Source organism: Paraburkholderia rhizosphaerae, from assembly GCF_004366595.1.
Lineage (GTDB): Bacteria > Pseudomonadota > Gammaproteobacteria > Burkholderiales > Burkholderiaceae > Paraburkholderia > Paraburkholderia rhizosphaerae.
The window spans coordinates 1-15,958 of the sequence record NZ_SORE01000036.1; the positions used below are offsets into that span (position 1 = coordinate 1).

Genomic DNA, 15,958 nt, shown 5'->3' on the forward strand with positions numbered 1-15,958 from the left:
CTGCCTTCGCGTTCGAGCAGCGCCTCGAGCCCTTCGACAATCGACAGGCCCGCGGTCAGCAACGCGAGCAGTTCCTCGCTGAACAGCACCAGCGATAGCTTGCCGCGCGATGCGGCCGGCCGACGCAGCGAACGCAGCGGCGCGAGTTCAGTCGCGTGCAGCCCCTGTGCCTCGACCTGGCGCCGTGCGTCGTTTTCGTCCTGCGCATCGACGGTCAACGCGACGATGCGGTTGTCCCGTGACAGCGCTCTGACTTCATATTGCATTTTTGTGTGACCAGCTTTTTGATACCCCGTTGCCGCGCGCCCAGCTGGCGCCGCAGCGCAACCTGCTTGCCCCGCTACTCGTTGGTGATGGCCGCTTCGTCGCCGGACTGTTTGTTATCCGGACCATTCGAGATCACCGCATAATCGCTCTTCGCACCGGGGATCTTGTAGATGTACGGATGACCCCAAGGGTCGAGCGGCACTTCCTTTTTCAGATACGGGCCGGCCCATTTGTCCGCGTTGGCCGGTTTGACGACCAGCGCATTCAGACCTTCGTCTGCTGTCGGATAACGGCCGACATCAAGCCGGAAATTGTCGATGGCCTTCGTGAACACGTCGATCTGCGCACGCGCCACGGTCACCTGCGACTTGCCGAGCTGCGCGAAATAGCGCGGCCCGACCAGTGCCGCCAGCATGCCGATAATCACCAGCACCACCAGCAATTCGAGCAGCGTGAAGCCGCGTTGCTTCGCTGCCTGAGTGTGCCGCGCTCTGCGCCGGCCTGCCGGCAGGCATCCTGTGTCGAACCCCATCGTTGCTCTCCTCGTTGCGCGCATGCGTAAGGCACACGGCGCGCGTTTGTAAACTGACCCGGCTGGCCCTCAGGCCAGCCGTTGATACGTATTGCGTAGCAATTACCAGCCGATGCCCAGCACCATGTGCTCCGGCTGCGTGGCGACGATCGACGAACTGCCGTTCGACACGTCGTCATAGGCGAAGCCGTAAGCGAGGCCGCTGACGCTGTGGTCATGGAAGAAGCGTGCGTACTCGTTGGTCGGCGCGTTGCTCCACCACGCCGTCGGCTGCGCCCACTTGCTCACGTCTTCCACCACGTGACGGTTAAACGCCGCGCACATCTGCGCTTCGATCTGCAAGGTGGTCGAATCGCCGGTGGCAAGCGTGCCCGCCCCCAGCAGAACGTCCTGCGTGGACGGCTTGTTGACGGTGAACGTGCCGCCGACGAACCCACCGTTGTGCAGATCGACTTCGGTGAACACGAACTGGTCACCCTGCACCTTGCCGACGAACTGCCGGTTGCCGAACAGGTTCAGCACCAGGTTCTGGCTGGCGTACGTCTGCCACATCTGGTTCACGTAGTCGTCGAAGAAGTTGCCGTTCGGCTGTCCCGCGGCGAAGCTGGCCTTGGCCGGCGCCATGATGCGCAGCTTCGACGGCTGCATCGCCTGGAACGGCGCGGACACTTCCTTTGCGTACGCCGCGAAAATATCGGCGCTGCTCATCGTGATGCCGGTGCGCTGGTGGAACGTGTGATTGCTGCCGTAGATATCCTCGACCAGCGGAATACCGAACTCGTCAACCTGGGTCGTGTTGATAAACAGCGTGTTGCCGCCGTAGTCAAACTCGATCCAGTCGAACGGAACTTTCACATTCGGATCCGTCGGGTTCTGCGGATTGGGCCCCGCAAAACCGACCTGTCCGTTCGCATCGGCCAGAATCTTGATGAACAGCGGGCTGCCGAGCGACACGAACATGCGGCCCGATGAAATGTGCGGCAACTGCATCTTCTTCGCCTGCGCAAGCGTGAAGAAGTAATTGCTGTAGTTCTGTCCATCCGGTCCGGTCAGGTGATTCGGCGCGTCGTTATCCGCGATGGCCGCCGGCGTAACGGTGCCGTCCGGCTTGAGCCACGCGAACTGGTTGTTGTTCGCCGGATCGCGCGCGATCACCGCGATATACACCTGGTCGTCGGTGAACGCGCCGTTCGTGTTGTTCGCCAGATCGACGCCGATGAAACCCGGCGTAACCGGGTAATTCGGAATCGTGCTGTCGACACTCAGCTGCGCATCGCTCGACGTCGACGGACCATTCGGGCCGGTCACCACGACGCTGAACACCGCGCCGTTGTCCGCCGCGGTGGTCGCCGCGGTGTCGTAGGTTCGCGCGGTCGCGCCGGTGATCGGCGTGCCGTTGCGGCGCCACTGGTACGTGAACGGACCCGCGCCCGCCGCGAGCACCGCGAAGTGCCCGTTCTGGCCGAGCGGCACCGTCTGCGTGGCGGGCTGCTCGATCAGGCTGGTGGCCTGCGGTGTCGTCGACGCTCCCGCGCCGCTGTTGAACACCTGGAACTCGAACAACGAGTAACCGTACGGCGTCGAACGCTGCGTGCCGAACATCCGCACATAACGTGCGGTTGCGGGTGCCTGCAGCTTCAGATCTTCGATGCCACCCTGGCTGTTGGTCTGGTTATAGACCGTCGTCCAGTTGGTGTTGTCGTCGGACGTTTGAATCTGATAGGCAATCGCGTGTGCGTTCTCCCAGCTCAGCACGACGCGGTCGAAGGTCGTCTGCGCGCCGAAATCGACCGTGATAAACGACGGGTCTACGTGTGCCGACGCCCAGCGCGTGGTCGGATCGCCGTCCACCGCTGCCGCGGCCGGGTTGCCGCCGTTCGGGTCCTCGAGGCCGCTAGTCGTCACCGCCTTATGCAACGCGAGGTTCACGGTTGCAGCGAGCGGCACGAAGCTCACGCTGATGCTGTGCGGCGTCGTGACGTCGTTGAACGTGTAGCTCGACTGCATGCCCACGTCCTGGCCATCCACCGTCAGCGTGCCCACGCCAAAACCAGCTGCCGGCACCGCGGTGAACGTTTGGGAACCGGCCTGGTTCACGCTCACCGCTCCCGACGGACTGATCGAACCGTTGGCGCCGCTGCTTGCCGTGATCGCGAGCTTCGGCGTCGCGGCCGAGTTATAGATTTCGAACTCGAACAGCGAATAACCGAATTGCGTCGCGCGCTGCACCCCTTGCATGCGCACATAGCGCGCGGTGGTGGCGGGCACCGAAATGTCTTCCGTGCCGCCGGCACCCGCGTTTTGCGTGAAGATCGGCGTCCACGTCTGCTTGTCGTTCGATGCTTCCAGCACGTACGCCTTGCCGAACGCCGCTTCCCAACGCAGTACCACGCGGTCGAACAGCTTCGGCTGACCGAGGTCGACCGTCATCGATGCATCGTCGGCGAAGTTCGACGACCAGCGCGAGCCGAGGTTGCCGTCGACTGCGTTGGACGCCGGGTCGCCGTCGTCCTGCTGGCCGGTCGAGTCGACCGGCATGCCCAGCGCCAGGTTCGGGCTGGACGGTGCGGCCGCGCTACTGTTGTTGCCCGTGCCCGTGCTGCCGGTGCTGCCGCCATCGCCGGTGCCGGTGCCAGTACTGCTGCTGCCGGTGCCGTCGCCACTGCTGGTGCCACTGCTCGTGCCCGTACTGCTGCCGTCACCACTGCCGACCGGCGCGGTGACGCTCAGTGTCGCCCCCGCGCTGGGCTGCGTCGTGCCCGCCGCGTTGCTGACGATCACGCTGAAGGTTGCGCCGCTGTCGGACGCCACCGTCGGCGGCGTCGTGTAGGTCGGCACCGTCGTGGTCGCGACCGGCTGGCCGTTCTTCAGCCACTGGTACGTGAGCGGCGGGGTGCCGCTCGCCACCACCGAGAACTGCGCGGTGGCGCCCTGCGTCACCGACACCGTCGCCGGCGGCGTCGTAATTGCCGGCGCTACGGGCACGTTGAACACCTGGAACTCGAATAGCGAGTAACCAAAACCCGTGTTGCGTTTCGTGCCGACCATCTGCACGTACTGCGCGCTCACCGGATCGAAGTCGATCTGCTCGACACCGCCCGGGCTATTCGTCCGGTTGGCCACGACCGTCCAGTTGACCTTATCGGTGGACGTCTGGATCTGATAGTCCGTCGCATGGGCGTCCTGCCAGAACAGCACGACACGATCGAACGTCTTGACCGACTTCAGGTCCAGCGTAATGGTCTGCGGGTCCGAGAACGCCGACGACCAGCGCGAAGTCAGATCGCCGTCCACCACGTTCGATGCAGGGAATGCATCGCTTTCCAGCCCACCCGAGGTGGACGTGCCGGCGCCGAGCGCGAGGTTCACCGCGGCCGAAGCCGGCGCGAACGTCACGTTGATCGTATGCGGACCTTCCACATCCGGGAACGTGTAGCTATTGGCCATGCCGATGTTGACACCGTCGACCAGCACATCGGTAACCGCAAAACCATCCGCCGGCGTGAACGTGTACGTCTGCGGGCCGCCCTGCAACACCGATGTGACGCCCGCCGGCGTGATCGTGCCGTTGCCGGTGACCGTCGCCGTAATCGGGTACTGCGGGGTAGCGGCCGTGTTGTACACGCCGAACTCGAACATCGAGTAGCCGAACTGCGTCGCGCGCTGCGTGCCGGTAAAGCGCACGAATTGAGCGGTCCGCGCGGCAAAGCGCAGATCTTCCTGACCGCCCTTGCCGTTCGTCTGCGTGAACGCGTTCTGCCAGTTCTGGTTGTCGGTCGACGTGTCGATCGTATAAGCCACGCCGAACGAGTTCTCCCAATCGATCACGACGCGATCGACCGTCTGCGGCGAACCGAGATCGACCTCGAGCGTCTGCGGATCGGTGAAGGCCGACGACCAGCGCGTGCCCTGATTGCCGTCCACTGCCTGTGAAGCCAGGAAGTTGTCGCTTTCAACGCCGCTTGCCGTCACGGTCTTGCCGAGCGCGAGGTCGGCGCTGGGGCCGGTAGGCGCGGCGCCACCACCACCGCCGCCGCCACCACCCGTTGTGCCGCCACCGTCGCCGGTACCGCCGCCGTTGCCGGTGCCGCCGCCACCCGTGCCGACGTCACCGATCGTCAGCGTAGCCGGCTGGCTCTGCACCGTGCCGCCGCCATTGCTGATGCTGACCGTAAACACGGCACCGCTGTCCTGCGCCGTCACCGGCGCAGTCGTAAAGCTATTGGTCGTCGTAATACCGACCAGCTTGCCGTTCTCGCTCCATTCGAAACGGAACGGGCCGGTCCCGGCGACACCCACCGCAAACGTAGCCGTCTGGCCCACGCTGACGGTCTGATTCGCCGGCTGCGCGTTGATGGTCGGCACGCCAAGCGTCGGACCCGATACGCACAGTGCAGCGACCGGCGTGTTGTCGATGATCTGCGAAACCGATTCACCGACCGAGCTCACCGTGAACGCACGATCCGCCTGACCCGGATCGGCCGTGGTCGTCCACGTGGTCCACGGACCCGGGAACGCACACGACGAGAAGTTCGCGCCCGCTACCGTCAGCGCTTCATTCTGCGTCGGCACACGCATGTTCACCGATGCGCAGTATTGCTTCGCGATCACCTGCGTGAACTGCGCGCCTTGCCCCGGGAATGTCGTCGCCAGCTGCTGCCACGTCAGACCACTCACGTTGTCCTTCACGGTCGGCACGAACGGACCCGACGGCAAACCGGCGATGGTCGACTGATACGTGCCCGGCTGCGCCGCGATCGGCGTGTAACGTTCCGTTGCCGGTCCGCACTGCGGCGTATCGAACACCTCGAACTCGAACATCGAATAACCGAAGTTCGTCGCACGCTGCTCGCCCTGCATACGGATGAATTGAGCCGTCGTACTCGGGAAGTGGGTCGTTTCCGTGTGGCCCTGGCCATTTATCTCCGCAATGTCCGTCCACGTCTGGCCATCGTTCGACCACTGCAGCTTGTAGAGCTTCGCGAACGCGTTTTCCCACACGATCGTCACTTCGTCGAAGGTCTTCGGCGTATGAAAATCGAGTTGGATAAACGCGTTGTCGTCCTGCTGCGACGACCAGCGCGTGGTCGTCGTGTTGCCGTCGTTCGCGAAACTGGCCGCGAGCCCGTCGTTCTCCGGCGGGCTGGAACTCGCCGTCGCGCCAAGCGCGAGGTTCGTGTTGTCGCCGCCGCTGACAGCCAGCGTGAACGGCGTCGTGCTGACCGAGCCGGCCGCATTGCTGACCGTCACGATGTAGTCGCCCGAATCGCTGTTCGACGCCGACGGAATGATCAGCTGCGGCGAATTCGTGCCGACCGCGACACCGCTCTTCGTCCACTGATACGTCAGCGGATCCGAACCGCTCGCGACCACGTTGAACGTCACGCTCTGCCCCACCGGCACGCTCGTACCGTTCGGCTGCGACACGATCTTCGGCGGCGTGGCCGCGCCCACCGACAGCGTAGCGGTGCCCGAAGTCGTCGTGCCCGCGCTGTTGGTGACGACGACGCTATACATCGAGCTGTTGTCGTCGGTCGTCGCGGGCGGCGTGTTGTACACCGGCTGCGTCGCGCCCTGGATCGGTTGACCGTTCTTCAGCCACTGATAGGTCAACGTCGGCGAGCCGGTCGCGACCACCGAGAAGGTGGCATTCTGGCCGGCCTGCACGCTTTGCGCCGCGGGCTGCGTCTGGATCTGCGGAGCCGCCGGAGCGACCACGTGCAGCGTCGCGGCTTGTGACGGAATGCTGCCGCTCGCGTTGCTCACCGTCACGGCGATGGCCGCGTTGTCGTCGCCCGCCACGGTCGCCGGCGTCGTGTAGCTGAAGCTGTTCGCACCGCTGATCGGCTGGCCGTTGCGGGTCCACTGGAATTGCGGCGAAGCGCCGGCTGCCAGCACGGTAAACGTGGCCGTTTGTCCGACCGTCACGGTCTGGTCGAGCGGCTGCGTGATGATTTGCAAGCCGGCCTGCTGCTGCGCACCGATCACCAGGTCCTTGCCGTCGAACGTCTGCTGGCTGATCACCGGCAACACGTCGAACGACGTGCTGCCGCTGCCGAGACCGTCCGCGCTCGCGGTGACGTGTACGGTACCCGGCACGAACGTCGTCTTCACGACCACCCGCGTCATGCCGCCTTCCGCGAACACCTTCGGATCGCCCGGTGCATGGAAGCCCAGGTCGGTCGTGCCATCGCTCTTGCGCGTCACATAGTGGTCGGAACCGCCGCGGTACTCGCCCGCGACATCCGCGCTCGGCACGTTGAAGGTAATTTCCTGAGCCGCATCCGGCACCAGGTTACCGGCCTGGTCGACCACGCGTGCGGTGATCACCGCCGCATCCGTGCCGTTGGCGCGCAGATCGAACTGCGTGCCATCGGGCTTCGGCGTTTCCGGCTCGACCGTCAGCACGATATGGTCGGCGGGCCCTGCGGTGACCTGCACGTCCTGCGCGACAGTCTGGCCAGAGGCATCCAGACACAGCGCCTTCAGCGTACCGGGTACCCACTGCACGTTGTCCCAATGCACCTGGCCCGGCAGCAGCGTCGTGCTCTGGGTCAGGTTGGCACTCGAGTCGGAGGTGGTCGGATTCGGCGTCTGGTCCGGGCCGACCGGCTGGTCGTTGAGCAACAGCCGTACCGACGGGCAGTTACTGAACGCATTGACGGTCACCGGGCCCGAACGGTTCCAGTGATACGCGAGCTTGACCACCGGCTTGCGCTGGAACGACGTCCAGATCGCTTCGTAGATGTAGTAAATCAGGCGCGGCAGACGGTGTTCGTCCATCATCGACGCGCCGTTGCTGCGCACGCTGGTATTCAGTGTGCCGTCGGTCTGCGTGTTGATTTCGCCCGGCGTGTCCGCCAGGTACCAGTGTGCGATACCCATCGATTTGATGAGTACGCTGTGCACCCAGTTGTTCACGTAAGACGCGGCGAACTGGATCTCGAAGTCGTACTTCGCGCGGCCCACGCCGTCGCCCCAGTATTCGGAACCGACCGAAGGCGAATCCGGGAACTGGTTCTTGACGCCGATATCGCAACCGTTGCCGCTGCAACCAAGCAGATCGCCGTTGTTCGGATTCGGCGTGCGGTCGGCCTGGGCACGTGTATTGATCGGATCCCACTGCTGCGAAATCACTTTCAACGCTTGCGCGATCGGCGTTGCGGTCGCGCCGTTGTCGGCTTCCCATGCGAGCACCGACGGATGGTTGCGATCGTGGATGATCATATCCCGATGCAACTCCTGCTTGAGCGTCCAGTTGTTCGGCGATGCGCAATTCTGCTGCACGGTGTCCGTGCAGAATGCGCTAAAGCCGTTTTCGCCGTCGCCGCTAGGCTGCATCACCATGATGCCGTATTCGTCCGCCGCGTCGAGGAACACCGGACCTTCGGACGAGTGACCCGGCCGCCACAAGCTGCCGCCTGCCTGCGCGAGCAGATACAGGTCATTCCACTTCAGGTTGTCCGGCACGGCGGAGCCGAGCGCCGGGTAGTCATAGCGACCCGAAGCGCCCCACAGGTAATGCGGCGTACCGTTGAAGTACGGAAAATTCTGGTCCCAGGTGATCGTGCGGATACCGAGCGGCGACTCTTTCGAGTCCACCACGGTGCCGTTCACGCTGACCGTGTGGATCACGTGGTACATGTACGGCTTGCCCGACAGCACCGGGCTATTGTTCGGATACCAGAGAATCGGGTTCTGCACCGTCATCACCTGGTCGAACAACGTCGGCGTAAGAGCCGGGCCGGCGTTGGACGGCACCGTTTTGACGTCCTGCGCGGTCGACACGACATTGCCCTGCTGGTCGACGATCTGCGTGGTCAGCGTCACCTGCCGATCGGCCTGCCCGACCGGGTTCTCATTCAGCACGTTGGTCTGCACGCGGATCGTCGCCGACGAAGGACTTGCCGCCACCGTCGCGACGTAGGTGCCCCACGTCTGCAGAACCGAAAAGGTGTTCTCGGGAATGTGCACCTTGTCGGTGATGTGCATCCACACATGGCGGTACAGGCCCGAATCGTCCTGGCCGAAGCGGAACGCACCGCTAAAGCTTGGCGTTTCGAACCAGTTCGCGTTGCGCGCGGTTTCCACCGCGATCACATTGTCCGACCCGTCGAACTTCACGAGACTGGTCGCGTCGATTTCGAACGGCACGAACCCCTGCACGTGCGTGGCGCCCGCATCGGTCGGAACGGCGCTGTTGCCCTTGATGAACGTTCCGTTGACGAACACCCGCGCCCCCGTGTTCGCGCCTTCGAACTCGATCAGGATCTTGCGGTTCGCGTAGGACGGATCAAGCGTGAAGTGCTTGCGATACCAGATGATGTTGCCGGTCAGCTGGCCTTCGCCGCCGCCGGACTCGAGGTTCAGGAACGTGTCGTTATCGGACGGCGACTGCGGCACCCCCTTCGACTGCCAGCCCGAATCGTCGATTCCCGGCTGGGAGAAGGTGTCGTCGTCGACATCCTTCTTGTATTTCCATGGTGTTTGACCGAGGTCGATATCGACACGATTGGATGGAGGTAGTCCATCGCTCGTGGCAGCCTGGGCAGCGGCGAAGCCGAATATCACCCATAGCAATACAAACCAGCCCGCAAGCTGCCCCGTAAGATGCCTGGCGCGATCGCGCATTCTGAGTATCCCTTGTTCAGGTTTTAGTACGTGGTTTTAATTACGTCGTTTTAATACCCGCGGCCTCGCGTCGATTCCGTTTGCATGCAAAGCGGTCGATAGCGAACTCCGTCAATCATTGAATGCACATGGCGCACTCAATGAATGAGGGGCGGATTATCGAGGGTCCGTAAATTCTACGGAATAGGCCAAACACGAAGAAACAGGTGGAAGAACGAAGCGGACTTCGGAGCGGCGCGGTGCGTGAACGGCAAACGTTTGCTCAGCATGGCTGAGCGCGTTTCTGACGGATCGATTACGACGACAACATTTGTGAGAGTTTAACGTTGACAACGTCGAATATAACTTCCAATTGTCTTTCTTAAATATAAGAAAACAATTTCATCGTATTTCAAATTAAAAATGAAAGCAGAATTGATGTATTTTGACAGTTTCGCCGGCCGTGAGTGGTCCGGGGCCGGTCGGCCGTGGCGCGAACCGCAACATGGGCCTCGCTGTGCGGCCTATACGAGCGGCTACTCCAGCCCCAAACCGAACGGTTCTGTCCGACGGCGGCGGTCAGAAACGCGAGAAATCACGCAGACGCTTTCGTGCGACTTCTGTCTCTTGACGGACAGTTTTCACGTCCAATGCGCGTTATTGACATTCCCGCGCCGTGAGTCCGATCTATCGTAATATTACTTGCCATTATAAATGGCATGCTTTTTCCGAGTCTGACCCGATAATCTGGCAACGTGAAAGGTAGAATTTAAATCGTAATCACGCGTGATATTTATTTTTTGAAATTATCAAAAGCGCATTTTCGGGGCATGAAAAAAGCGCGTTCATCGAACGGATTACGCGATTTGCTTTGTTCGGCGGCTTATCGTCACCCGACGGGAGTTTTAAATGCACATCGGCGTCCAGCGCGCGTGCGCAGGTTTATCCAGCCAGAATTTTTATTCATCGCTTTAGCGTCGCTTTAAATGCCCGCGCGTCTTGAGCGTCGTGAATTCTTTCGCAGCAGGTGTGACCTCAGTTGATGCCCGGTAATTTGCAGGCTAAAGGAAGTCCACGTTCACGCCGTCGCTAGCCGATACGCGAGCCAGGTTTCGCGCGATCAACTGCACATCAGGACGCGCTAATCCCGGTGACGCCGGCCCCTTGCCGCGGCCGCGTTGCTTCATCGAGACTAAGTACCGACTGCGCGATCGCCTCGGTCGTGGCCAGCGTGTTGATCGCGCCGGTGCGCAACGCACCCAGCACCGCGGTGGTCTTGGTTATCTCGCTGGCAACCGCGATCACATTGGGGATACGGACGAGATCTTCAAACGACAGCCCGATCACACGGTCCGCAAATGGCGTGCGGGCCGGCTGGCCGGTGAGATCGATGAAGTCGTAGCCCATCATGTCGCCGACCGCGCCGAGTTGTCGCACAGCGACAATCTCCTCGGGCGTGAACCACCCCATGCGCACCATGTTGCTGTCTTCATTGATGTCGCCGATACCGATCAGCGCGAGCTGCGCGCGCCGCGCGTGGTCGAGCGTCTGCTTGACCGTATCGTTCTGCAGCAGCGCCGCGCGAGCCTGAGGATCGACCACCAGCGCCGGCGCATACAGTGTCTCGCTCTCGCCGCCGAAGCGCGCCGCGAGCCGCCGGCAGATATGGTCGGCATTCATCGCTTCGCCGCCGCGATACGCGCCGCCGATCGCGCAGACGAACTGGCACGAACGGCGCGTCGACGAGATCGCATGCTGCGAAATCGAACTGATGTTACGACCCATGCCCACTGCGACGATCATGCCGTCCGACAGAATCCGGTCGAGATGACTCGCGACCAGTCCGGCCAGCAACTCGCGCTGCTTGTCCTGATCCTTGTGGTTGATCGAGACGATTGCGCGCTCAAGTCTGAAACGCGTCACGAGCTGCTGTTCGAGCTCGCTCGTGTCGCGCGGATGATGCCGGACGCGAATTTCGACGATGCCCTCTTCTTGCGCCCGCTTGAGCAACCGCCCGACCTTGGCCCGTGAAATCGAAAACGTTCTGGACAGGTCTTCCTGAGTGAGGCCGTCGACATAGTAAAGCGTCGCAAGGCGTGTCAGTTCGTCGGTTTCCATCAGGCCATCCTTAGAAATGAAATCGGGCTGCAATAATCGCAAGGATACCCAACAGTGCCCGCCGCAATGCGCGTTGCCCGCGCATTAGCCCGAGATGGGGTCGCCGCCCGCGGCGCGCTCTTCTTCTTTCGCATGGAGCTCGGTCTCGTATTGCCGGATACGTTGCACCTTGGGCGCCGAGCGACCGCCGTCGAACTGCGCGGCAAGGAACGTATCGACAATGGCCTTCGCCAGTTCCGGGCCCACCACCCGCGCGCCGATCGTCACGATCTGCGCGTCGTTACTGCGGCTCGCGCGTTCGGCCGAGTACGTATCGTGACACTGCGCCGCGCGAATGCCCGGCACCTTGTTGGCCGAAATGGCCATGCCGATGCCCGTCCCGCACAGCAAAACAGCGCGCTTGTATTCACCGGTCACGACGCGCTCGGCCACGGTGAACGCGATATCGGGGTAGATAACCGGCTGCGCATTATAGGTGCCGAAATCCGTCACGTCGACGCCTCGTTCCTTCAGATGCGCGAGCAGGATCTCTTTTAACTCGTAGGCGGCCTCGTCACTGCCGATCGCAATTTTCATTCAGTCACTCCAGGCGCAATTTCGCACAGACGTGCGCGTAAGTTCGCAGTTTCAGCATTGTGAAATTGAACATTTGATTAGTCAAGAGCAAATTCTCGGCGCATTTTCGCAGCGACACTCGGGTGTTTCTCGGCTTTCGTGGGATAAACGCCTGTTCATGCCGCCATCAGGGCGATACAAACGCTCTATCGTGATCAAATGTCACCATGCAATCCAATGCCCACGGAAGGTCTACTTGATGATCCCGATCTTCTTGCGGTCGATCGTGACGAACACCGCGGCGATCAGGACGACGCCTTTTACGATGTTCTGCAGGTACGGGTCGACGCCCGCCATGTTCATGCCGTTCGACAGGATCGTGATGATCAGCACGCCGAGTATCGTCCCCTGAACACTGCCGAGGCCGCCGGTCAGCGGCGTGCCGCCGACCACGACCGCGGCGATCACGTCGAGTTCGAGGCCTTCGCCCAGCTGTGAGGTGGCGGCCATTGCGCGCGCGCTTTGCAGCAGGCCGGCAATGCCGCACAGCAGACCGAGCAACGTGAACATCACGATCTTGACCCGATCGATGCGGATGCCGGTCAGCCGCGCCACACGCTCGCCGCCGCCCGTCGCCTTCAGCTCTCGCGCGAATACTGTGAAGCGCAACGCCACCCAGCCGAGCAGCACGACGCAGAGCGCGATCCATACAGCGTTCGGCACGGCAAGGAAGCGGCCCGAGTAGAAGTCGAGAAAGCTTTCGCTCTCGATCGAAACCGGCGCGCCACGCGTGAAATACAGCACGATGCCGCGAAACACGACCATCGTGCCCAGCGTGACGATGAACGATGGCACCTTCCCCTTGGCGACCACCACGCCATTGACGAAACCGCATGCGAGTCCGACGAGCGCAGCCGGCGCGATCGCGAACACGCCAAGCGAATTCGAACTTGCGGCGGCGGCCAGCGCGGCCAGCGCCACGATCGAGCCGACCGACAGGTCGATCGAACCGGCGATCACGACGAAGGTCATGCCCAGTGCGGCGACGGCCAGCACGACCGCCTGCTGCAGCACGATCAGCGCATTGCCGGGCGTGAGAAAGCGTGGCGAACTGACAGAGAAGGCAATGCACAGCACGGCCAGCAACAGCACCGGAAACAGGCGTCTGAGCCGTTCGGGCCGATCGCGGGCCGCGCTCGCATCAACGGGACGGTCGGCGTGCTTGCGCCGGCCGGAAAACAGCGAGGAAGACAAGCGGTTCATGGTCGTCTCAAGTCATGTGCCGGACGATAGTGGTCTCGTCCGGCGTGTCGCCGGCGGCAAAGGTGTGTTCAACGCGCCCGCCGCGCATCACGGCGAGCCGGTCCGACAGGCCGATCAGTTCAGGCAGGTCGTCGCTGACGAGCAGCACGGCGACGCCCTCGTCCGCGAGCGAGCGGATCACCCGGTAAATCTCGATCCGCGCGCCGATGTCCACCCCGCGCGTCGGATTGTTGAGCAGCAGCAGCCGCGGCGCGACGTGCAGGCACTTGGCCAGCACGACCTTCTGCAGGTTGCCGCCGCTCAGCGTGCGGCATGCGATGTCCGGATGCGCGGCCTTGATCTTCAGCCGCGCGCCGAGGTGAGCCGCGTTGCGACGCGCCTCGCGTGCATCGAACCAGCCGATGCGGCGTGGCGGCCGCGCCATCACGACGTTGTCCAGCACGCTGAAATCGCTGATCAACCCTTCGCCGGTGCGATCGCCCGGCAGATACGCGACGCCGGCGCGCCACGCCGCGGCGGGATGCTTCGGTGCGTAGGCGCTCGCGCCGAGCGTCAGCGTGCCGCGCTGCGGCGCGACCACGCCCATCGCAAGTTCGAGCAGTGCCTCGCCGCCGCTTCCCTTGAGCCCGGCAATGCCGACGATCTCGCCGCCATGCACGTTCAGACACACCTCGTCGAGACGGCCGGCGACGCTCACGTCTTGCACGCCCAGCACGACCGCAGCCGGCGGCCGTTGCGCCTTCGGCGGAAACACATGGCCGGAGATATCGCGGCCGACCATGCGCGCATGAATTTCCGCGGATGAGATATCCGCAACGTTCGCGCTGCCGGCGAGGCCGCCGTCCTTGAGAATCGTCAGGCGATCGGCCACCTCCGTCACCTCACTCAGGTGATGCGACACGAATGCTACCGACAGCCCGCGCGCCTTGAGCGTGTGAATCGCTTTGAGCAACGCGTCGACCTCGCGGTGGCCGAGAAAGGCTGTCGCTTCGTCGAGAAACAGGATGCGTGGTTCATGCGACAGCGCCCGCGCAATCTCGATGCACTTCCATTGCCCGAGATCGAGCCGGCCGAGCCCAGCCGATGCCTGAATGCCCGCGTCGAAGCTGTCGAGGACCTGTTGCGCGGCCCGCTCGAGCGCCTTGCGCTGCATGAAGCCGTAACGGGTGAAGCGGCCAAGCCGATCGATAAAGATGTTTTCCGCCACTGTCAAAGACGGATTGATTGTGATTTCCTGATGAACGAGCGCGACGCCGTGCCGCTCGGCTTCGCGCGTGTCGTGTGGCGCGTATTGCGCATCGGCGAGCCGCATCGCGCCATCATCGGGCTGCTCGGCTCCCGCGAGGATTCTGAGCAGCGTCGACTTGCCGGCGCCGTTCTCGCCGACCAGTGCGTGCACCTCGTTCGGTGCGAGCGCGATCGATACGTCGCGCAGCGCGACGGTGCTGCCAAACCGTTTGTTGATGTGCTCGGCGATCAAGGTCATGTGCGGATCCGGTCGGGGGGGTGGGCCGAAAACCTCGCGCAAGATGCCGAATGCCTAGCTATACGTCATCGCGAACGACGCCGCAGGCGCATCTGGCGTATAGAAGCGCGAGTGCTTGCGGAAGTCGTACGGGGGGATGCCGTGCGGGAAGTCCTTTTCGAACTGGGGCACCTGCTCGCGCGTGAGCGGCAGCAGATGGAGTTTGACCGTGTCGTCCTGCCTGCTCACCGGCTTGCCCTTGATCTGGTCGAACAGCATCACGAGTGCGAAGCCGCCCTGCAGCCAGTGGCCGCCGATGTCGAACAGCAGTTCGCCGCGCTTCACGGCTTCGACGTTTTCGGGGTTCAGGTCCATCGCAACCACGTAGACATCCTTGCCGGGCACCTTGCCGGCATTTCTGAGCGCAGCCATCACGCCGGTCGCCGTTCCGCCGTTCGCAGCCCAGACGCCCTTGATGTCGGGATGCCCTTGATACAGCGATTCGAACGCGGTCTGCGACGTGTCGCGCACGAAGTTGCCGTCGACCTCGCCGGCAACGACAACTTCGGGATGCTCTTTCAGCGCGCGCCCGAGACCCTTGCGCCGGTCGATCGCAACCGAAGTGCCGGCCGTGCCGTTGACCACGCCGATCACCTTCTTTCCACCGGCGCCGGGCGGCACTGCGGAAAACAGTTTGATCGCCATCTGATAGCCGGCCTCTTCGTCGCTCGGCCCGTGAACGCGATGTAGTTCGGAAAGCGCGGCGTCTGCGGGCTGAAGTCCGGATAGGAGTCGGTGAGGATGACCGGGATGCCGGCATTCCTCGCGAGCGTAAGGCCGGCCACCGCCGTCGACCAGTACGGCGTGAAGATGATGCCGTCCACCTTCTGCGCGGTCAGATCCTCGAGACTGCTCACCATACGGTCAGGCTTGTTGTCCGCGTTGAGCACGATCAGATCGACGCCGAGCTGACGCGCGCCCTGCTTCATGAAGTCGATGTAGTTGTTCCAGAACTGCGCGTCGAGCGTCGGCACGACCACGCCGATTCTGATTTTCTGCTGCTGCGCGGCGCGCACGCTGGCCGCAAGCGGCAGCAGCGCAATACTCGTCAGGTATTTCAAGGACCGCCGTTTGCTGGACTGCATATT

At 62.9% G+C, this 15,958-nt stretch carries 8 protein-coding genes and 1 pseudogene; all 9 read right to left on the reverse strand.

Annotation, left to right across the window (positions count from 1 at the left end):
• A pseudogene (locus BX592_RS30505) lies at positions 1–266 on the reverse strand (type II secretion system F family protein); the annotation flags it as partial.
• A gap of 74 nt (positions 267–340) precedes the next feature.
• The gene (gene gspG / locus BX592_RS30510) at positions 341–799 is read right to left on the reverse strand and encodes a type II secretion system major pseudopilin GspG (RefSeq protein ID WP_134197021.1); all 459 of its coding nucleotides are present in this window, start codon (positions 797–799) and stop codon (positions 341–343) included.
• 102 nt (positions 800–901) lie between these two features.
• Complete coding sequence (locus BX592_RS30515) at positions 902–9,430, reverse strand: discoidin domain-containing protein (RefSeq protein WP_134197022.1); 8,529 nt, start codon at positions 9,428–9,430, stop codon at positions 902–904.
• A gap of 1,110 nt (positions 9,431–10,540) precedes the next feature.
• Entirely contained in the window at positions 10,541–11,527 is a 987-nt protein-coding gene (locus BX592_RS30520) for a sugar-binding transcriptional regulator (RefSeq protein ID WP_134197023.1), read from the reverse strand.
• An 84-nt stretch (positions 11,528–11,611) separates the two neighbouring features.
• Positions 11,612–12,103 carry a ribose 5-phosphate isomerase B gene (rpiB, locus tag BX592_RS30525; protein WP_134197024.1) on the reverse strand — a complete coding sequence of 164 codons (492 nt, stop codon included), beginning with the start codon at positions 12,101–12,103 and terminating at the stop codon, positions 11,612–11,614.
• A 231-nt stretch (positions 12,104–12,334) separates the two neighbouring features.
• The gene (locus BX592_RS30530) at positions 12,335–13,345 is read right to left on the reverse strand and encodes an ABC transporter permease (protein WP_134197025.1); all 1,011 of its coding nucleotides are present in this window, start codon (positions 13,343–13,345) and stop codon (positions 12,335–12,337) included.
• A 7-nt stretch (positions 13,346–13,352) separates the two neighbouring features.
• Complete coding sequence (locus BX592_RS30535) at positions 13,353–14,831, reverse strand: sugar ABC transporter ATP-binding protein (RefSeq protein WP_134197026.1); 1,479 nt, start codon at positions 14,829–14,831, stop codon at positions 13,353–13,355.
• Between the two features lie 54 nt (positions 14,832–14,885).
• Positions 14,886–15,515, reverse strand: a complete 630-nt coding sequence (locus BX592_RS30540) for a substrate-binding domain-containing protein (RefSeq protein ID WP_134197027.1) — start codon at positions 15,513–15,515, stop codon at positions 14,886–14,888.
• Positions 15,461–15,955 carry a substrate-binding domain-containing protein gene (locus BX592_RS34960; protein ID WP_166676514.1) on the reverse strand — a complete coding sequence of 165 codons (495 nt, stop codon included), beginning with the start codon at positions 15,953–15,955 and terminating at the stop codon, positions 15,461–15,463. The genes BX592_RS30540 and BX592_RS34960 overlap by 55 nt, the downstream gene beginning before the upstream one ends.
• Positions 15,956–15,958 lie beyond the last annotated feature (3 nt).

What these genes read in the sequence shown, in the direction of transcription:
- gspG (WP_134197021.1), bottom strand. Translation starts at nt 799, where the DNA reads ATGGGGTTCGACACAGGATGCCTGCCGGCAGGCCGGCGCAGAGCGCGG.
- BX592_RS30515 (WP_134197022.1), bottom strand. Translation starts at nt 9,430, where the DNA reads ATGCGCGATCGCGCCAGGCATCTTACGGGGCAGCTTGCGGGCTGGTTT.
- BX592_RS30520 (WP_134197023.1), bottom strand. Translation starts at nt 11,527, where the DNA reads ATGGAAACCGACGAACTGACACGCCTTGCGACGCTTTACTATGTCGAC.
- rpiB (WP_134197024.1), bottom strand. Translation starts at nt 12,103, where the DNA reads ATGAAAATTGCGATCGGCAGTGACGAGGCCGCCTACGAGTTAAAAGAG.
- BX592_RS30530 (WP_134197025.1), bottom strand. Translation starts at nt 13,345, where the DNA reads ATGAACCGCTTGTCTTCCTCGCTGTTTTCCGGCCGGCGCAAGCACGCC.
- BX592_RS30535 (WP_134197026.1), bottom strand. Translation starts at nt 14,831, where the DNA reads ATGACCTTGATCGCCGAGCACATCAACAAACGGTTTGGCAGCACCGTC.
- BX592_RS30540 (WP_134197027.1), bottom strand. Translation starts at nt 15,515, where the DNA reads ATGGCGATCAAACTGTTTTCCGCAGTGCCGCCCGGCGCCGGTGGAAAG.
- BX592_RS34960 (WP_166676514.1), bottom strand. Translation starts at nt 15,955, where the DNA reads ATGCAGTCCAGCAAACGGCGGTCCTTGAAATACCTGACGAGTATTGCG.